Annotated in this window: 16 protein-coding genes and 1 pseudogene; 15 read left to right on the forward strand and 2 right to left on the reverse strand. The window is 42.8% G+C overall.

Going from position 1 to position 20,040, the window contains the following annotated elements:
* Positions 1 to 255 precede the first annotated feature (255 nt).
* The 10 genes from RRU94_RS05060 to RRU94_RS05105 all read left to right on the forward strand — a co-directional run bounded on the left by RRU94_RS05060 (position 256) and on the right by RRU94_RS05105 (position 12,640).
* Complete coding sequence (locus RRU94_RS05060; RefSeq protein WP_315690728.1) at positions 256 to 489, forward strand: hypothetical protein; 234 nt, start codon at positions 256 to 258, stop codon at positions 487 to 489.
* A 538-nt stretch (positions 490 to 1,027) separates the two neighbouring features.
* Positions 1,028 to 2,080 carry a Gfo/Idh/MocA family oxidoreductase gene (locus tag RRU94_RS05065; protein WP_251271945.1) on the forward strand — a complete coding sequence of 351 codons (1,053 nt, stop codon included), beginning with the start codon at positions 1,028 to 1,030 and terminating at the stop codon, positions 2,078 to 2,080.
* Between the two features lie 115 nt (positions 2,081 to 2,195).
* Positions 2,196 to 3,791 (forward strand): solute:sodium symporter family transporter, encoded by a 1,596-nt coding sequence (locus tag RRU94_RS05070; RefSeq protein WP_315690729.1) that lies wholly within the window; start codon positions 2,196 to 2,198, stop codon positions 3,789 to 3,791.
* A 268-nt stretch (positions 3,792 to 4,059) separates the two neighbouring features.
* Positions 4,060 to 5,061, forward strand: coding sequence for a LacI family DNA-binding transcriptional regulator (locus RRU94_RS05075; RefSeq protein ID WP_315690730.1), 1,002 nt, complete (start codon positions 4,060 to 4,062; stop codon positions 5,059 to 5,061).
* Positions 5,062 to 5,172: 111 nt separating this feature from the next.
* Positions 5,173 to 6,762 (forward strand): sigma 54-interacting transcriptional regulator, encoded by a 1,590-nt coding sequence (locus RRU94_RS05080; protein WP_315690731.1) that lies wholly within the window; start codon positions 5,173 to 5,175, stop codon positions 6,760 to 6,762.
* Between the two features lie 104 nt (positions 6,763 to 6,866).
* On the forward strand, positions 6,867 to 8,045 hold the full coding sequence (locus RRU94_RS05085; protein WP_315690732.1) for an iron-containing alcohol dehydrogenase: 1,179 nt from the start codon (positions 6,867 to 6,869) through the stop codon (positions 8,043 to 8,045).
* A complete protein-coding gene (locus tag RRU94_RS05090) occupies positions 8,029 to 9,408 on the forward strand; it encodes a hypothetical protein (protein WP_315690733.1) in 1,380 nt (459 codons plus the stop codon). The genes RRU94_RS05085 and RRU94_RS05090 overlap by 17 nt, the downstream gene beginning before the upstream one ends.
* 11 nt (positions 9,409 to 9,419) lie before the next feature.
* Positions 9,420 to 10,829, forward strand: coding sequence for an NAD-dependent succinate-semialdehyde dehydrogenase (locus RRU94_RS05095; protein ID WP_315691944.1), 1,410 nt, complete (start codon positions 9,420 to 9,422; stop codon positions 10,827 to 10,829).
* A 235-nt stretch (positions 10,830 to 11,064) separates the two neighbouring features.
* Entirely contained in the window at positions 11,065 to 11,880 is an 816-nt protein-coding gene (locus tag RRU94_RS05100; RefSeq protein WP_315690734.1) for an alpha/beta fold hydrolase, read from the forward strand.
* 127 nt (positions 11,881 to 12,007) lie between these two features.
* Positions 12,008 to 12,640, forward strand: coding sequence for a CPBP family intramembrane glutamic endopeptidase (locus RRU94_RS05105; RefSeq protein ID WP_315690735.1), 633 nt, complete (start codon positions 12,008 to 12,010; stop codon positions 12,638 to 12,640).
* A gap of 332 nt (positions 12,641 to 12,972) precedes the next feature.
* Here RRU94_RS05105 and RRU94_RS05110 read toward each other — a convergent pair whose 3' ends face one another.
* On the reverse strand, positions 12,973 to 13,227 hold the full coding sequence (locus RRU94_RS05110) for a DUF1292 domain-containing protein (protein ID WP_315690736.1): 255 nt from the start codon (positions 13,225 to 13,227) through the stop codon (positions 12,973 to 12,975).
* A 410-nt stretch (positions 13,228 to 13,637) separates the two neighbouring features.
* Between RRU94_RS05110 and RRU94_RS05115 the strand changes: the two genes are divergently transcribed.
* The 4 genes and pseudogenes from RRU94_RS05115 to RRU94_RS05130 all read left to right on the forward strand — a co-directional run bounded on the left by RRU94_RS05115 (position 13,638) and on the right by RRU94_RS05130 (position 17,933).
* Positions 13,638 to 14,327: a metal-dependent hydrolase gene (locus tag RRU94_RS05115; protein ID WP_315690737.1), complete on the forward strand. Its 690-nt coding sequence runs from the start codon at positions 13,638 to 13,640 to the stop codon at positions 14,325 to 14,327.
* Between the two features lie 553 nt (positions 14,328 to 14,880).
* Positions 14,881 to 15,030, forward strand: coding sequence for a hypothetical protein (locus tag RRU94_RS05120; RefSeq protein WP_315690738.1), 150 nt, complete (start codon positions 14,881 to 14,883; stop codon positions 15,028 to 15,030).
* 49 nt (positions 15,031 to 15,079) lie between these two features.
* Positions 15,080 to 15,820: a spore coat protein gene (locus RRU94_RS05125; RefSeq protein ID WP_315690739.1), complete on the forward strand. Its 741-nt coding sequence runs from the start codon at positions 15,080 to 15,082 to the stop codon at positions 15,818 to 15,820.
* Between the two features lie 317 nt (positions 15,821 to 16,137).
* Positions 16,138 to 17,933 (forward strand): annotated as a pseudogene (locus RRU94_RS05130) (phosphatase PAP2 family protein).
* A 265-nt stretch (positions 17,934 to 18,198) separates the two neighbouring features.
* Here RRU94_RS05130 and RRU94_RS05135 read toward each other — a convergent pair.
* A complete protein-coding gene (locus RRU94_RS05135) occupies positions 18,199 to 18,687 on the reverse strand; it encodes an immunoglobulin-like domain-containing protein (RefSeq protein WP_315690740.1) in 489 nt (162 codons plus the stop codon).
* A 454-nt stretch (positions 18,688 to 19,141) separates the two neighbouring features.
* Between RRU94_RS05135 and RRU94_RS05140 the strand changes: the two genes are divergently transcribed.
* Complete coding sequence (locus RRU94_RS05140; RefSeq protein WP_315690741.1) at positions 19,142 to 20,011, forward strand: cation diffusion facilitator family transporter; 870 nt, start codon at positions 19,142 to 19,144, stop codon at positions 20,009 to 20,011.
* Positions 20,012 to 20,040 lie beyond the last annotated feature (29 nt).

Below are 20,040 nucleotides of genomic sequence, written 5' to 3' on the forward strand. Positions count from 1 at the left end.
TAAACAATAAAGTTGATCTTAAGTGTGAAAGAGAGTGTTAGGAGCAGAATAGAGACACTACGAAAAAACAGAGTTTTTTTAAATAGTTGCCTTGTAAAAGTATGGCATAGAGGACTGCTGTTTTTAAGATAAATAAAATGCATGAAAAAGGGTAATAAAAAGAAGGGACCAAATATCTGATGAAGGAAGTATTAATGAGGGGAAAAGAGGGAGCGTTTTTTCTTTAATGATCACAATAACAGTAAGGAGAAGGGGATGAGAACCATTCAAAAAGTAGAGAAAGCTTGTTGGAGTATGTATATTATATCACTCGTTGTGTTTTGGATTATACAGCAAGTAGATCCTGTTATAGCTCTTGTACCCGCCATAACCTGTGTTCTTGGTCTAATCGGAATAACTATATTGCCAAGTCCTCCTTCTAAAAATGAAAAAGTACATGAGACTTTTCCCGGCAAAGAAGATATGGTAGATACTTCCTTGTCTAAATAGCTTAGTTTTCCCATAGCTTTATGCAGCCTGGCAAGGTGAACATTGTTTTGTCCTAAGATTTGAACACTTACAGCAAGCTGAAAGAAATTTCAGCTCGTTTTTTTTTTTTTTTTTTTTTGGATAAGGAAAACGTTTACCTTAAAAAAGAGGATGGGAGATGTTTTTTAAGCCTAACCTAAGCAAGTTTGAGTTATATAATCCCCTTGTTAAATAAGGGTTTTTAAAAAATATTTCTGTTAACTGTCATTTTTTCACTAATTAAAACATTGACTTTTACATAAACGTATTATTATAATGAATTTACAAGGAAAACGTTTACCTTCTTTTGGAAAGTTTTTGTTTTACTCTATTTTAAATTAACGTATATTTTTTATTTGCTAGCAGCTGAGGTGTAGAGAAGAGAATTATTCAGAATATTTCATTTCTTCAGATGTATAAGTAAGCGCTTTATTGTATTAGGGGCTTAAAGGCTGGATAAGAAAGTTTATAGAAGCATCTTTGATAAAAATTATGAGATATAGGAAGGTTGGGAGACATGATGGCAAAAGTGAAAGTTGGTATCGTAGGATTAGGCAGACTAGGAAGACAGCATGCAGAGAATTTGGCATTCCGCATCCCCAATTGCGAATTACTGGCTGTTTGCAGTGTAATTCAAGAGGAAGCTGAACAAGCTCAAAAAGAATGGGGTATTAAATACGCCTACACCAATTATGATGAAATGCTCCAAAATAAAGAGCTCGATGCGATCTTTATTGCTTCGCCATCCGGATTTCATTGTGAACAGATTGAGAAAGCCTTGAATGCTGGCTTCCATGTATTCAGCGAAAAGCCGCTTGGATTATACCTGGAGGAAGCATTGCGTGTCCAAGAGGTCGTAAATAACCATAAAGAACAGGTTTTCATGATCGGTTTCATGCGCAGATATGACAAGTCATATGCGTATGCAAAAAAGAAAATTGAGGAAGGAAAAATTGGAGAACCAGTTTTAATTCGCTGCTATGGACTTGATCCGTCAAAAGCGATCAATGGCTTTATGCAGTTTGCGAAAAACAATTACAGCGGTGGTTTATTTTTGGACATGGCCATCCATGATTTAGACCTGGCTAGATGGTACTTAAGCTCGGAAGCCAAACAAGTATGGGCCATTGGCGGCGCATATGCCCATCCTGAATTTGAGCAGTTAAACGATGCAGAAACGGGCACCGCACTGGTGAAATTCGAAAACAATAAAATGGGCATTTTTGTAGCGGGCCGTAATTGTGCACATGGGTATCATATTGAAACCGAAATTATCGGTACAAATGGTACGTTGAGAATTGGCACTACTCCTGAAAAAAATATGGTCACTGTATTTGATGATACGGGAGCTGTAAACGAATGTGCGGAAGGATTCTTAGAGCGCTTTGAACAGGCCTATTTAAGTGAAGCAGAAGAATTTATTTCTTGCATCCGGGAAAACAGGCAGCCAAGCGTGACAGTTGAGGATGGTGTGTTATCAACAGCTCTTGGCTATGCGTGCAAGGATTCGTTTGAAACAGGAGAACTAGTTACAGTTCAGTCTCCATATAAAGCGCTTCCTTCATCTATTTAATAGAAGAGGGGCATACTGTTATCCGTTAAAAGTAAGTATGCCCTTTTGATTTTCATTTGATTGTATAAAAACGAGGTAAAACTCTGCATGACAGAATTTTAAGGAGGACAGCATTATGTTTTATGTAACCGTTATCACCTTTCTTCTATTTACAGGATTTATCGCATGGTATTCATGGTATAAAACGAAAGATGTGAATTTGGAAAGTTCAGATGGCTATTTTTTAGGCGGGCGGAGCTTAACAGGTATTTACATAGCGTTTTCCTTAATTTTAACCAATTTATCCACGGAACAAATGGTGGGTTTAAATGGACAGAGTTACACTACTTCAATGGTCGTAATGGCATGGGAAGTAACAGCGCCGCTTGCTTTAATTTTTATGGCGTTTGTGTTTTTGCCAAGATATCTGAAAAGCGGAATCAGCACAATTCCAGACTTTTTGGAGCAGCGCTATGATGTACGGACGAGACAAATTATTTCTGTGTTGTTTTTACTTGGTTATGCGTCTTCTTATCTCCCTACCGTTTTGTACTCCGGTGCAATCGTGTTAGACAGTATTTTTAGTATTTCGGATGCACTGAATACGGGAACATTTATGACTGTATTTCTCATTGCGCTTGCAACAGGCATTATTGGATGCTTCTACGTTGTATTTGGCGGAATGAAAGCGATCGCGGTATCAGATACCTTATATGGTATTGGCCTTATCATTGGTGGGTTTATGATTCCAATTCTTGGTTTGCTTGCACTTGGACAAGGCGACATTGGTGCTGGTGTTGATAAATTGCTGCATTCTCACCCCGATAAATTAAATGCAATTGGCGATCATTCATCGAGTATTCCTTGGCCAACTCTTTTTACCGGTTTACTAGTTAATAATTTGTTTTATTGGTGTACGAATCAAGCCATTGTACAGCGAACATTTGGTGCGAAAAATTTAGCAGAAGGGCAAAAAGGGGTTTTATATGCCGGCTTCTTTAAAATATTTGGTGCCTTTTACTTGGTTGTTCCTGGAATCATTGCATTCCACATGTACGGAAACTCTTTGAAAACAGCAGATATGGCGTATCCGCAGCTCATTGTTGATATCGTTCCGGTGGCATTTTCCGGTTTCTTTGCAGCCGTGCTGTTCGGAGCCATTTTAAGTTCTTTTAACGGTGCACTAAATAGCTGTATTACATTGTTTACGCTGGATATCTATAAGCCTATTTTTAAGCCCCAGGCGAAGGAACAGGAGCTTGTCAAAGCCGGAAAAATATTCACGATCATTTTAGCGGGGGTTTCTGTTGTGATCGCGCCATTAGTGATGTTTGCGCCATCCGGGCTTTATACGTATCTTCAGGAAATGTTCGGATTTTACAATGTGCCTATTATTGCGGCTGTCATGGTCGGTTTTTTCAGTAAAAGGGTACCGGCGCTTGCGCCTAAAATCGCCCTGATTACGCATATCATTTTGTATGCACTCTCAAAAGTATTCCTTGGAGAAGTCAATTTCTTGTACATACTTGCTGTCCTGTTCCCTGTATCGGTCTTAGTCATGCTAATCGTTGGAAAGCTTGCACCAAGAGAAGAGGACTTCGAATTGGTAACTTCCAACAAGGTCGATTTAATGCCTTGGAAGTACGGGAAGCTTGTGGCTGCCGTTATTGTAATTCTTATGATTGGCGTATATACTTTGTTCTCTCCTATAGGGTTAGCAGCAGGTTTATAATAAAATGTTTAATTTTAAGAGTATAGGTACAATCTAGATTAAATCGTTAGTAAAATTTTGGGGATATATGTTTTTTATAGGCAGTTCGCTGTTAGCGATACTGCCTATTTGTGCAGCACGGAAGCCGTTTTATATCATTCACTTTTTGCGATGGATACAAGAGAGCAATGGCTTTAATATATGGGATGACAGTCTGCGTGGTATAATAACATCAGTATTTTACATAAATGATATGTACATAAAAAGCAGGGAAGAAAGGAGGGATATTATGAAAGTAAACATACATAGCGTCGCTCGAGAAGCAGGTGTTTCGATTGCCACTGTTTCAAAAGTGATCAATCACACCGGAAGTATTAGTGAGCAGACAAGAAAAAAAGTGCTGGCGGCAATGGATAAACTTAATTATCATCGCGATATAGCGGCAGCTTCTTTAAGAGGAAAGCGGACAAACGCCATTGGGCTGCTTGTTCCGGATATCTCCAATCCTTTTTATGCGGACATTGCTAGAAGTATTGAAGACCGGAGCCGTGAGCTAGGATTTAGTGTGATGATGTGCAACACAGATAATGATACAGAAAAGGAAAAAAACTATTTATCACTTCTAACCAGCCAGAGAATCGATGGCCTGGTGGTCGCTTCCGCTTTCCGAAGTACGAACTTGCTTGAAGAGATGATGGAAAAACAAGGAGTGCCGATTGTGTTAATCGCTTCTGAAATTCCGAAGCTGTCCATTAATACGGTAACGGTTGATGACTATAAAGGGGGGTACTTGGCTTCTTCCCATTTGTTGTCTTTAGGCCATAAAAGAATCGCTATTATCGCTGAAAATGTTCGAAGCAATGAGCCGAGGCTGGCCGCCTTTAAAGATGCGATGCAGGAAGCCGGGCTGCCGGTGCCGGATGATTACATAGTAAAAACCGAAGCCCTGATCGAAAAAGGATACGAAAGTGCTAAACAGCTCCTTTCATTGAAGGAAAGGCCTACGGCTATTTTTGCCTGCAATGACTTGCTGGCCGCTGGGGTGATACAAGCTGCTAAAGAAATAGATTTGAGTATCCCGCATGGTTTATCAGTTGTCGGATTTGATAATACGGTATTGTCCACTACAACCTCTCCCATGCTGACAACCGTTTCCCAGCCGATAAAAGAGATGGGAGCAAAAGCAGTGGAGTTATTGATGCAGGAAATGGAGGCTTCCCGGCCTTATAAAGAACGGCTGCTTCTTTCTCCTGAATTAATAATTAGGCAATCCACAGCTTCTCTGCATTGAAAGAGGTTGTGTGATCAGATCGATAAGATAAGAGCTATCTTTGGAAGTAATACCACTTTCAGAAATAGCTTTTTTTTGTGATAAGATGGATTGAAAAAGGTGGTGTATGGATTGTTAACGCTGGATGAGACCATTCAAGAAGCGCTTAATAGGTTAACGGAAAAAAAGTTGGAATCGGTTGAAATTGTCGATGAGAATCAAACGGTCATCGGCATGATTACTATAGAAGAAATACGGGTGGCGATTCGAAATGGGCATGTGCTGATGACATTGAGAGAATTTTTTCAGCAGCCCTTTTTGCATCAATTTCTCCAGGAACAGGAGCCGGGCGGATTTCATCAACTGCTTATGAGCAAAATGTTTTCGGACATGATCAACTCGTTGTATGACGGTGTATACATAACAGATGGGAATGGCTTTACAGTAAAAGTAAATACGGCATACGAACGGATTACAGGGATTTCGTCAGAGAAAGTAATTGGTTTTCATATGAAGGACGTAGAAAAGGCCGGCTATATTTCGAAATCGGTTTCCATTCAGGTCATTCAAGAGAAAAAAACGCTAACGCAAATGCAAGAGTTGGCGAACGGGCGCAAAGTCATTGTCTCGGCAAATCCCGTATTCGGCCAGGGGCAAACCATTTTATATGTGGTTAGCAGTGTGCGCGATATTACTGAATTGATTCGGTTAAAAAATGAAGTAGACGAATTAAAAGATAATCGATTGGAAACAGTGGACGTAGAAACGGATCATGTGCCATTTTTGGCAGAAGAAGCGGAATCGTTTTTCACACTCGCACGAAAAGTAGCCCGCAAAAATGTAACGGTCTGTTTGACAGGTGAAAGCGGCGTAGGGAAAACAATGACGGCTTCCTACATTCATCATCATTCGACCCGGAAAAATCAGCCGTTTATTGAAGTGAATTGCGGCGCACTGCCGGCCAATTTAATTGAAGCGGAATTGTTCGGCTATGTAGGTGGCGCTTTTACAGGGGCACTTTCCAAAGGGAAAAAAGGGCTTGTGGAAATGGCTCATCGCGGAACGCTATTTTTGGATGAAATCGGAGATATGCCCCTTGAGCTGCAGGTGAAGCTGTTAAAAGTGCTTGATGACTTCACATTTACACCGGTTGGGGCAACGGAGGCTAAACAAGTAGATACTCGGGTAATCGCAGCAACCAATCGAAAATTAGAAGAACTCGTGAAAAAGGGACAATTCCGCGAGGACTTGTTTTACCGGCTGACCGTAGTGCCGATGCACATTCCGCCGCTTCGTGAGCGCACAAAAGAAATCCCTAAATTAATTAAACATTACTTGGAGCAATTTAATACAGCACATGAAACAGCTATAGAGTTTTCAGATGAAGCTCTTCGCTGCCTGAGTTCATACGAATGGCCGGGTAATATTCGCGAGCTTAAAAACGTGATTGAATATATAATCGTCACATCATCTTCTTCTAACATAAAAGTGGAACAGCTGCCGGCTAAAGTTCGTCGCGCTCCATCGTTTGTAAGTTCGTTTCAAGGAGATGAAATTATTCCATTGAAGGAAGCAACCGATATAGTAGAGAAACAATTGATCAAAAGAGCAATGCAGCTTCATAAAACAACTCGAAAAGCAGCGAAAGCACTTGGAGTAAGTCAGTCTACGATTGTAGCAAAAATGAAAACCTGGTCTGATTATAATTCTGATCAACATTGAGTGATTTTTCGATCGAAAGAGCATTCAACGCCTTCTTTTTCAGCTTTTTCTTATTGGCATAGTTCTTGCAATAAGAAAAGAGAATAGAAAAAGGAGGATTTTTTATGACGATTTCAACATTTAAGATTGCCAATAAATTAATTACCGGTGACGGTGCAACGAGTGAGTTGCGAAATGAAACGGCGCGGTTAGGGATAACTAAACCACTAATTGTGACAGACCACATTATTCAGCAAACCGGAATGCTTGATCAAATTCAGAAAAATTTGGAAGGGCTTACAGTTGGGGTGTTTTTAGGTGTAAAGCCAGAGCCGGAATTTTATGTGGTGGAAGAATGCCGGCAAATGTTTCATGAAGGGGACCATGACGGGCTGATTGCCATCGGGGGCGGCAGTGCGATCGATACAGCGAAAGCGGTATCTGCTTATGCAAAGTATGAAGGTGCGCTTACCGATTTAGTAGGCACAGATCGTGTGGAAGAAAAAGGATATCCGCTCATTGTAATCCCAACAACTGCAGGTACAGGATCGGAAGTCACTAATATTTCTATTTTATCGGATAAAAAAGAGCAAGTGAAGAAAGGGGTTGTAAGTGACTACCTGTTGCCGGATGTTGCGATTGTTTCTCCGGAAATGACGTTAACGATGCCAGCCGGGGTGACAGCAGCAAGCGGAATTGATGCGCTCGTTCATGCAATTGAAGCCTATATTTCTGTTCATGCGTCTCCCATTACCGACGCTTTAGCAATAGGGGCAATGAAAATGATTGCAGTCAATTTGCCCAAAGCGTATGCGAATCCGAATAACGTAGAGGCGCGCGAACAAATGGCCACAGCCAGCTTAATGGCAGGCATGGCGTTTGGGAATGCCGGTGTCGGAGCGGTCCATGCGCTGGCGTATCCGCTCGGAGGCCGTTTTAATATTCCTCACGGTGTGAGCAATGCTCTTCTCTTGCCATATGTCATGGAGTGGAATAAAATCGCATGCCTTGAGCGTTTCAGAGATGTAGCAGCGGCGCTTGGCGAAAAGGTCGATGATGCAACGGATAATGAAGCAGCTGAAAAAGCGATTAAGGCGATGAGCCGACTTTGTAAAGCGGTTCGGATTCCAGATGGTTTAAAAGAGCTTGGTATTAAAGAAAGTGATTTAGACGGGATGGCAGAGGATGCAAGTAAAATTGACCGTCTGCTGAAAAATAATCCTCGACTTTTACATAAAGCCGATATTTTAGAGATTTATCAAGCTGCCTACAAAGGAGGAGAGAGCCATGCTTTGGAAAAATAGAAAGAATGGAGAGGAATCTCCATTTATTCCAATGGGGCCGTTTAAACTACGGCTTCCCTTTATTCATTACCGCTTTGAATGGCCGGATTATGTCCAGGGCCTGCTGCTGTGTGCAGTTGACCTGGCGGCGATTCCTTTATTGATGGAACTGCTTGGTATGCCATTTGAAGCGGCTCTTGCTGTCGTTATGTTAAATGGACTGATGTATTTAACGCATCATTTATTGGGCGACCCGGTTGTGCCAGGCTGGATTACACCGGCGGTTCCGCTCATAATGGCGTATGTGTCCCAGTTTCCTGAAGGAGAAGAGAGAGTGTATGCACTCATCGCTTTCCAGCTGACACTCGGAATCTTTTCGATTTTTCTTGGGGTTACTGGCCTCGCGGGAAAAGTGGTCAGCCTTGTACCGAGTGCCATTAAAGCTGGTATTATAATGGGAGCGGGAATTGGTGCGGTTACCTCGATTTTCGAGGTTGGCGGCCAGTTTGAAACATTCCCATGGACCATTTCTATTGCAATTGGAATTGCCTTTTATTTAATTTTTTCAAAGCATTTTCAGGTGTTCAAACAGAGAAACGCCTTTTGGACCTTGATTGCGAAATTAGGTATTTTTCCGATCATTATTTTAGCGGTTGTGATTGCTCCCTTATTTGGAGAAGCACCATGGCCAAATATTGAGTGGGGCATTACAAGTCCGGATTTCGCCACACTTTGGAACGAATATACGGTGTTCGGCCTTGGCATGCCGCCGCTCGCTTTGTTTATTAGCGGATTGCCGACAGTACTAGGAACGTATATTGTTTTGTTTGGCGATATTTTGAAAAAAGAAGCGATTTTAGATGATGCAAAGGATATTCGCAGTGACGAAGAAATCGATAACAATCCAAATCGTGCGCATTTAATCTTTGGGGGAAGAAACGCCATTATGAGTATTATCGGTCCGGATGTGACAATGGCCGGTCCGATGTGGGCAGCGATGCAGGTAGTTGTAGTAGAACGTTATAAAGAAGGCAAGAAAGTCATGAATTCATTTTTCGGCGGAGCCGGTTCATTCCGCTGGGGAACCAATACAGGTCTGCTGCTGATGCCGATTGTGAGTCTTGTAGAACCGATTTTGGGCATCGCGCTTGCTCTGACGCTTTTAATTCAAGGGTATGTAAGTGTTCGAGTAGGTGTTTTAGAAGCAAGAAGCCAGCGGGATCTTGGCATCGCGGGCATTGTGGCAGCTCTGTTGGTCATTAAAGGGGCTTCATGGGCATTCGCGGTCGGGATTATTTTATGCATTCTTATTTACGGAAAAAATTTCTTTACCGGAGAAAATGACGGTACATTTACAAAAGATGTGGAGGAGAAGGCTGGATGAAAACATGGCGTATGTATATAAATGGAGAGTGGCTGGATACAGAGGAGAAAATCGAAGTTGTCAACCCGGCAACGCTTGAAGTTGTTGCGACTGTTCCGAAGGCGGGGGCCAAGGAAGCGAAAGCAGCTGTTGATGCAGCGAGTGAGGCACTTCCGGCATGGAAAGCGAAAACAGCAGCGGAGCGCGGCGCCCTGTTAATGAACTGGTTTCGCTTAATTGATGAACAAAAAGAAGAAATTGGCCGGATTATGACAACAGAACAGGGAAAGCCGCTGGCAGAAGCCATTGGGGAAGTTGGATATGCAAACAGCTTTATTTCCTGGTACGCAGAAGAAGGGAAGCGGATTTACGGTGAAACCATTCCCGCTTCTGCACCGAACAAGCGGATTTTCGTATCAAAGCAGCCAGTGGGCGTTGTAGCGGCCATTACACCATGGAATTTTCCAGCAGCAATGATGACACGTAAAGCGGCTCCTGCTTTGGCAGCGGGGTGCACAATTGTGGTGAAACCAGCCGAACTTACACCGCTCACGGCATATAAAATTGCAGAATTGGCAGAAGAAGCCGGTATTCCAAAAGGTGTTATTAACGTGATTACCGGTGATGCGGCAGCGATTGGAGAAACGTGGATGGCTGACAGCCGCGTCCGTAAAATTTCCTTTACCGGCTCTACAAAGGTAGGAAAGCTGCTAATGAAACAAGCGGCGGATACGATGAAAAAAGTATCCCTGGAGCTTGGTGGACATGCGCCATTTATCGTAACGGAAAATGCCGATCTCGATAAAGCTGTTGCAGGCATGATAGCTTCGAAATACCGCAATGCAGGACAAACATGTGTCTGTGCCAATCGTGTATTTGTTCATGAATCGGTTGAGGAGGAATTTGTAGGTCTTCTGAAAAAAGCAGTCAGTGAGTTAAAAGTGGGCAATGGCCTGAGCGATGGTGTTCAGATTGGGCCGCTGATCAATCAAGCTGCTGTAGATAAAGTGAGAAACCAGCTGGATGAAGCAATTGAAAAAGGAGCACGCCTTGAACTAGGTGGTGAAGAGTTTCCAGGCGAAAAAGGATACTTTATTACACCGGTGGTTTTAACCAATGTATCGGACGACATGGCGTGCATGAATGAAGAAACATTTGGACCGCTTGCACCGGTGACAACGTTTAAAACCATTGATGAAGTAATTGAGCGGGCAAACAACTCGCCATATGGACTTGCTGCATACGTTTTTTCGGAAAATATCTCTGAGGCCATCACAATTTCTGAAGGCCTTGAATATGGCATCGTTGGATTAAACGACGGACTGCCTTCTGTTGCTCAGGCTCCTTTTGGCGGCATGAAAGAAAGCGGCCTTGGCCGTGAAGGCGGACATTTTGGAATGGAAGAATTTTTAGAAGTGAAATATATTTCATTGGGTATGTGATGAGAAGCTGTTCCGGCGGATGCCGGGACGGCTTTTTAGCTTTATACAGTTTCTAGCAGTGGGAGTGTCAGGCAAAATTCAAAAATATGACTGTGATGAGCTTTTTTTGATCCCACGTTTTGACACACTGAAAATTAGGGTATTCGAAAAAGACTATGAACTGAAATAGAATGCAACGTGTGTTTTTTCTGTTATCTGTTTCTTCATTTTTCTGTGTCAGGAGGGAAATCCGCTTATGCCATATGCTGCTATCCGTGAAGATCTTTCACTGTACTATCATGTAAAAGGGGAAGGACTGCCAATTGTCTTTATCCATCCGTTTGTGATGGGCCACAATGTTTTTAAACATCAGGAACCCCTTGCTGACAGATATAAAACTATCTTTTATGACCTCGCGGGCCATGGCCAGAGCTCGAAAGGAACAAGTCCTTTATCCATCGAGCTTCTTGCGGAGGACTTGAAGAAACTGCTCGATCAAATTGGCATTGAAAAAGCGGTGGTCTGTGGATATTCGCACGGCGGCCTGGTTGCCCAGGAATTCGCTTTAACATATCCCGAACGGACACTGGCCATAATCTTGTCCGGTGGTTTTTCCGAAATAAATAATCTCACGCCGAAAGTTTTTATTAAATCGGTAATGGCCCTGGCAAAAATCCGGCAAATCGGCCTTGCTGCAAAACTACAGGCAAAGCTGAATAAATGCTTTCCGGAAGATGAGAAAGAGATTTATGAGTACGCCCGAAAATCAGATGCTGCGCGTTCGTATGAATTTTGTAAAACAGGACTGCATTACAAATCCACTAACGCCCTTCACCGATTGAATATGCCGATTCTGCTCGTATACGGATCGCTGGAAAAGCCCATGCATCATTACCGGATTCCTTTTCAGCAGGCGGCGCCTCAAACAGAAGTGGTATATATACAAAACGGAACCCATCAGATTCCACCGAGGTCTTTTTCGGAGTTCAATGCACTTGTGGACCGCTTTTTGCAGCCAATCAAAGAAAGATACATGCAGGAGCAGAAAAAGAAAGAAACGGAGTTCTCCTAAAAGGAAGGAAGATAGATGCAGCTTCAAAAGCATTAAAAAAGATCTGTTTTTTATCCACCAGACAGCTGGACTTTTGATGAAATAACAATGCCAGTGAAGCAAATACAAAACAGCCTTGGGGGTTGCGATGAAGAATTTCGTGCGCTTAATAGGACCGTCTTTAATGATTTTGATTGGGCTGCAGCTGCTGGAAAGTGTCGTTGTCACATTTGTGCTGTTTTACAGCTGGCTGCTGGCTGTGCCGCTCATTGACAAAGCTTTCCCGAAAGAAAGAGTACAGATAACAAAACAAGCCATTGTTTTAGGGCTTGGAAGCGGGCTCTTGTTTTTCCTGTTCGTTTTCGGAGTCCTGAAATGGCTGCATACCTATCTTCTGGATATCGGTGAGCTCCGTGCACTTCTTATGAAATGGGGGTTCACTGGCCCTGGGGAGATCGGGCTGGTCCTGGTGCTTCTCCTTGCAAATCCGATCTTGGAAGAATTGTATTGGAGAGGGTATATGTATGAAAAGCTGAGAGCAAAAGGGAAAGCGGTATACACAATTTTGATGACCGCCTCTTTCTATACGCTTTATCACCTCCTTTCGGTGATCCCGATATTTCAGGGGGTATCCAGCGTTGCAGCGATTCTACCTGTTTTAATTGCCGGGCTTTTCTGGGGATATACAAGAGAAAAAACAGGCTCCATTATCGCAGCCGTAATCAGCCACGTATTGGGAGACCTAGGAATCGTCGCGTCTTACTGGCTTATTCTAAGGTAAAAGTGGACAAATAATATGGTCGATTCAAAATGCGTCCCAGCCATGCAGCGGCAGACTGGGAAGGTGTCTTCATTTGCTTACGGCAGCTGTCTTTTGATTATTAAATCCTGAGCTAAAAAAGAGGATGCAAGGTCAGTTTTAGTCTGCGATCAATATTTGCTGTAAAAACTTCTTCAGACCCGAAAAAAAGGTTTATCGGCATTAGGAGTAAAAAACCGCCTGCTGATCGAATGGCAGACGGTCACGGCTTCGGAGGATATCTCCTGTTTTTTCAAGAAGACCCGAGTCAAGCTTTGCGATGGGCGGAATAGCTCAACTTTTGGATTATGTGCTCAGGATTCTTCAAAGGCGGCGGATATTTTGCGAAACTCTTCTTCATCTTCAATGACGGAAAATTGCTCGTCGTCCTCTATTTTAACAAAAAAGACGTTGATTTTTTCTGTCGTGTTTTCTTGAATGTCTTCGACAAATCCGGCGGCTGCGTAGTCTGTTCCCTCAAGACTTAACGTTTCGAATACTTCAATTTCCCGCTCCTGATCATTTTCATCTACAAATGTAATGATATCGCCGGCTACAATTTTTTCCATTTTTGTTCCCCCCTTGATATCCTTTTATCCTTATTGTTTCTGTTATTTTACCCAATGGTTATCAAAAAAATCTTTTGGTTCACCAACAGATCTTTAGGTACCGTTTCTTTTTTGTTTTTTCTGCGCTATCTGACATGGGGGAAGTTCCCTGTGCTCAATGGCCCTTTAAGCATTCTTCTGTAAGATGAATAAATTCTTATGCTGCGTGGCTGTTATCCGAACTAAAAGTGATATTCCTCTTCGTTACAAGCGGATGTACATGAATAGGATAAATCGCAGCTTGACTTGAACTGTGCTATGGCTAAACCCTGGAACAAGCATATTGCTTGGCAGATTTATCTAAACAATCTACTCTGTAAGAAGAGGTACCCAGCTTCAAACTGAGGAAGTTAAATAAAGGAGGCAGTAGGATGAAAATTACATACCATGGCCAGTCAACAATCTTAATTGAAACAAACGGAAAATCTCTTGTTATTGATCCATTTATTAGCGGAAATGCTGCAGCAAAGGTGAAAGTCGAAGATATTAAAGTAGAGGCTGTTCTTTTGACCCATGCTCATGCTGACCATATTTTAGATGCAGCGCCTATTTCCAAGGCTAATAATGCACCAGTCGTTTCCAACCCTGAATTGGCTGCATACATGTCCTGGCAGGGTGTCGAAACAATTGGAATGAATATTGGCGGTACTCTGGATCTTGACTTTGCAAAAGCAAAAATGACCCATGCTTTCCATAGCTCAGGCATCATTGATGAAGAAAACAAAAACATTCTTTATGGCGGTATGCCGAGCGGATTCATTATTGAAGCGGAAGGAAAAACGATCCTTCACGCTGGAGATACTGGGCTCTTTGGCGACATGAAGATGATCGGGGACAGACATGATATCGATATCGCCTTTCTCCCAATCGGCGATCATTATACAATGGGACCGGAGGATGCAGTGCAGGCTGCTGAATGGTATAAAGCTAAATTGATTATTCCCATACACTACAATACTTTCCCTGTTATTGAACAGGACGGGGATGCGTTTGTCAGAGCTTTGGAAGAGCGCGGCCTAAAAGGAAAAGTGCTTCAGCCTGGGGAAAGTGTAGAATTATAATAAAACGTGAAAAGAGCTGCTTTCATTAAAGGCAGCTTTTTCTTTTGAAAAATGTCCACGTTTAACCAGTGCCTGAATATCCAAAATTTTAATTTAAGCGCTTTTTTTGTTTCGCGTATATTTTTTGCAATCTTTCCAAGCACCAGAGTGCTTCAAAAAGAATTTCCTGCTTTTTCAGAGGCATTCTTTGTTCATTTTCCCGGTGATATCTGTGTACTCCTGCATCATACTTTTCCCCCTAAGTGCGCTGTTTAATACGTTCATCTCCTATCAGAAATGGATAACTCATACATAGCTTGTTCAAACGTATATTTTCCTCCAGCGTCTGATCTTATCGATGTGAAGGTAACAGCTTTTATTGTCATTTTTCTCATTCTTGCCACTGAGCAGTAAGCGCTCATTTCCTGGTGATCCTCGAAGTATTCCTGCAGGTTTGCTCCGTTTATTGGCGGCCGGCATGCTTTCCACATGAGTACGGTCAATCCATATTTTGAAATCCTTTCATGGATGGATTTTATGGATTGATGCAGTCTAATAAGCGGAGGTGAGATGAATGATAAAGAACAGAAGTGGAAAAGGCGGCGTACCGACTGGAGGCAATACAGGCGGCATTGGCGGCGGTCATACTGGTAAAATGGGCAAATCGGATACGGAGTTTTCTGCCGAAAACATCGTGAAGGAAGAAAAAAAACAAAAGAAATAACAGTGGTATCGAGAGCTTGGACATTACACACAATAAAGGGGATGTAAATATGCCATTCGGTGCTCACGAAACATTGGAAGTACATGAAATCCTATTGGGCAAAGTCAATATGATCACCCATTTTAATCTGTACCTGCAGGAAGCACAGGATCCTGAATTAAGGGATCTGATTATACGCCACCGGCAGGAGGAAATCCGTTCTTATGATGAAATCGTAGCTTATACACATGATTACAATGCGGCTGCGCCTGTGCCCCCGATGACCAATGTGAAGGGCGTATCTCCGCAAAACATTCAATATGGGTTGAATAATCCTCCTCAGGTTGAGCCGCGTACCGGAGCTGCACTAGGCGACACAGAAATTGGTTCTGCTGTGCTTTGCGCGCATAAAAATGCCGCGAAAAATGGAATGTGGGCCGCCCTTGAAACCGCAGATCCTAATCTGCGCCGTATGCTCCTTAACAGTGCGACAAACTGTGCAAACCATGCGTATGAAGTATTTTTGTTCATGAACAAGCAGGGGACTTACCAAGTTCCTAAAATGAGCAGCCATACGGCGAAAACATACCTTCATACGTATCAGCCTGCCGGACAGTCTTTTCAAAACCAATATTCCGGGCAGACAGGCTTTAGCGGCCACGCGCCGGGTGCAGGCGGGGGAATGAACCAGAATTTCAATCAGGCTTCCCAGCAAAGCCATTTTTACGGGGGATTACAAGGTAACAGAAACGCACAGTATGGCATGAACGGAAACCTCCCGAATCAAGGCATGCAAGGTTATAGTAAATAACGGCAGCAAAAATTTGTTGAATCAACCTCCAAGCCAAGGAGAGTAATGTTTTTTACTTTCAAACAGGCTTGTTTATAGATAGCATAGTGTAAAGAAAAAGCCACTCATCAGTCACTATTGTGACTGGCGGGTGGCTTCTTTATGTGGCTTGCGGGCAGTAAACATTCATAAAACATCCATAAAACATCCATAAAACTTTAATAAAACAAGGCTATTAACTTAACAAAATTCAGATAGTATTTTTATGCAAACAACGAATTGGTTAAGTGGTATTTTTTACATAAACTACAAAATGATAAAAAGGATTTGATTGGAGAATGAAATTACTAAAGAAATATGTATCAGCTGCTTTATTAACTCTGCCATTACTTCAAAGTTCTCTGGGTGGAAGTTATGCGAGTGCAGAAACAGCACCAGCAAGCATGCCATCAACCGTAACACCACCAGCACCGCCGTCTGCAGGATATTTTATTGATCACTATAAAAACAATAATTCCGCCAATAAAACGGAAAGTACAAATCCAGCTATTGGGGTGCTTTCTGGATATAATCAGCTCTGGACACCCGGTGCCGCCTGGGATACGGGCACTAAACTGAACAGCAATGTCCTTGACGCTAACATTCAAAAAGTAGTGGATATGGCTGCGCAGCGCACTCCTAGTGAGGCAGATGCTGCTTATTTGGATGATCGCCGGAAGTAGAGCTATAGCGTCATCAATGGCCTTGGCCCACTTACCGATATCTATAGAACAAATGCAGGAGCGACAACTACCATCAACAATATCCCTGCAGATGCTGTCACAAAAAAATACAATGATGAAGGAACCAATGCAGGCAGCGCAAGTTCTAATCTAGGCAACATGGTGAGTTTGGTTAATACATTACGCGGCAGCTATTCTTCCACGAACCCGGCTAAGGAACATTTTAATTATCCCCGTCCGTTTCGCTGGAGCAGCACGTCCATTGTTGTGCCGGCCCTTGTTCCTGCCATAAATCCTGATCCGAGCAAGGATGGCGGTTTTCCTAGCGGTCATACCAATGCCGCTTATTTGACTGCATACGCGATGGCTTATGCCGTACCGGAAGCGTTACCAGGAACTGCTTACGCGCGCTTCAGAGCTTGGCAACAACCGCATTGTCGCCGGTATGCACTCACCGCTTGATGTAATAGGAGGGCGTACAATGGCAACGGCGCTGGCGGCCGCGATTCTGTCCGATCCAGACAACGAGAGTTTGAAAAAAGCTGCTTATGAGGAAGTGCACACTAAACTATTAACCCAAACCGATACAGCGGAAGACCGGTTCAGCAATTATGCCAAAAACAAAGCAGAATATACCGAGCGATTAACATATGGATTCGATCAGATTCATTCAACTGCTAAGCCAATGGTCGTTCCTAAGGGAGCTGAAGTCCTGCTGGAAACACGCCTGCCTTACCTTGACAGCGAACAGCGCCGCTGGGTTTTAGCCACTACAGGTCTTCCTTCCGGCTACCCAGTGCTGGATGATGCTGAAGGATGGGGGCGTCTAAACCTCTTTGCGGCTGCGGATGGTTATGGGGCTTTTATTCATAACGTGACAGTAGCTATGGATGCTTCTAAAGGTGGGTTCCATGCATTGGATCAATGGCGCAACGATATCTCCGGTACCGGAAAGCTGACCAAAAAGGGAACAGGTACTTTAGTGCTGCAAGGAAACAATACGTATTCCGGCGGTACACAGATCGACGAAGGCACACTTGAAGGTGAATCAAAGACGGCTTTCGGAACAGGTGATATCACGAACAACGGGGGTACCCTCAAGGAACATGTTTCTGGAGAGCTGACTATCGTCGGAGATTACACACAGTCTTCCAAATGGCTCACTTGAGCTTGACCTTCGCAGCGAAAATGATGTACTTAACATCGACGGAGCAGCCATCCTTAAAGGGAAACTGCGTCTTCATTTTTCCGAGAATTATGTACCTGCCGACGGCACCACGATCATCACTTATGATAAGCGCCATCGTAACGAAGTATTTTCTTCCATTGAGACCGAGGGACTGCCTAGCCAGTACAAGGTAAAGATTATCTATAAGTCAAACAGTGCTCATTTAAAGGTGATAAAAAAATAAAAGATATACACCTTGAAAGCTCCCCTGCCTTTAAGGGAGGGGGAGCAACTTTTTAGAACTTCTTTTTCCAATGCTGGGAGAACTCGTTGCCGGTAAACAAGAGTTTGTTTATGGAAACAGCGTCAAGCCTTGATTTATCAAGGCTTGACGCTGTTTTGTTTTTAGCTTAAAGGAACTTGGCTGATGATCTTTCTGATAACAAACCGCAGATCTCATTACCTCAAGACAGGCTTCTATGGCTAACTGGAATAAAAACCTGTAACTATTAGGAGTTTTCCTGCTTTATGACTTTAAAGGGGACAGCAAGGGTAAACCCCTCTTTTTCATCCTCGTTAGGCCTAAAGCTGTCAGTGGCTCGATATTTTCCAGGAGTAAGACCATATTCCAATTCATCGGTGAACAGAATGATCCTCGATGATGCGTGTGGATGAAGCACTTTACTCCGTTTAGTCAGGTAATACGATTTACAGGGCACTTCATACCACGTCCCATCAATATTTTTTTCAAGAAGAAAGTGTTCTCGATAGCTGAATTCCTTATTGGTGCTGTTTTGAATCTGAAGAACAATACTGTTGCTGAACGTTGTATATTGTTCTTCTTTCATCGTTAGAGTAATCCCATCTTTTGAACTTAAAAGTTTTTGTAATTTCGACCTTTTAGTCAGTTCTTCATCTGATTTTTCTTGTCCATGAAAGGAAAACGGCAAAAGGAAAATAGTCATTACGCAAAGGGCGAAGATAAGCTGCTTTTTCACGAGAATCTCTCCTTCGGTTGCTTATAAAGAGGGTATTCATCTCACGACAAAGTATTTGTTTTTTTCGGTCTGAATTATTCAGCCTGCCAGCAGGGAAAATATTTATAGCGGCTGAAACATCCCGTCCCATCCACCATCCTGGCTAATTATAAACTGAATATACCATTACCTGCTTGTGTGAGAAGCAGCTTTTCGGAGATGCTAAAACAGCTTGCTTCTTAATGTTAAGAAGAAAAAGAAGTGATTAGTCAGTGTTTTAATCCAGAGACAATGAACAGGAACAAAAACACAGAACTGTAAAGGGGTTCTTTTTATCACATTTTTCAGATTGTTTGCTGAGTGAAACATTATTTGTACAGGCTTATTTTTGTTAAAAGGGGCAAAAAGATTGCTGTAGACCCACTCAAATTGGCTCTGGTACGATGTTAAAGAAGAAAAGGCCGGAGGAAAGAGTATGGATCAGAAATATCTTGATTTAAAGATGGGGGAACGGGGAGCCATCCTCAGCATCTTTGTATATATATGCTTATCTGCTTTTAAATTAACAGTTGGTTACATAGCGAACTCCGAAGCATTACAGGCAGATGGTTTAAACAATACAACTGATATTATTGCTTCTATTGCTGTGTTAATTGGATTGAAAATTTCTCAAAGACCGGCAGATCAAGACCATCCTTATGGTCACTGGAAAGCGGAACCTGTCGCTTCACTGGTGGCTGCATTTATCATGGTTGCTGTAGGTCTTCAGGTTTTGTATACAGCCGCTTTATCTGTTTTTGATCGTGCAACTGAAGCACCAGACCCTATTGCGGCCTGGACAGGCCTTTTTTGTGCGGCTGTCATGTATGGGGTATACCGGTATAACCGGAGATTGGCACAAAAAATTAGAAGCCAGTCTGTGATGGCTGCAGCGAAAGACAATTTATCCGATGCCTGGGTCAGCATCGGAACAGCAGTCGGTATTTTAGGGTCTCAATTTGGCCTTCCCTGGCTGGACCCTGTCGCAGCCGTTGTTGTCGGCCTGCTTATTTGCAAAACAGGATGGGAAATCTTTCGAGAAGCTTCTCATGATTTAACGGACGGCTATGACGAAAATCAGCTCGAGGTCTACAAGAAATCGATTTTTGAAATTCCTGGAGTAAAAGGAATTAAAACGATAAGAGCAAGAAAATACGGCAGCAGCTCTGTAGTTGATGTTGTGATTTTGGTAAACTCCACTTTAGGGATCGGGGCAGCTCATGATATTTCAGTGGATGTAGAAGATGCATTGACGAAGGCACACGATGTGATTGAAGTACATGTTCACGTAGAACCTAATTACTGATGCGGCCTCTTGGACGTTATTTTAAGAGG

Source organism: Domibacillus sp. DTU_2020_1001157_1_SI_ALB_TIR_016, assembly GCF_032341995.1.
In the GTDB taxonomy this organism is placed as follows: Bacteria; Bacillota; Bacilli; order Bacillales; family Domibacillaceae; genus Domibacillus; species Domibacillus indicus_A.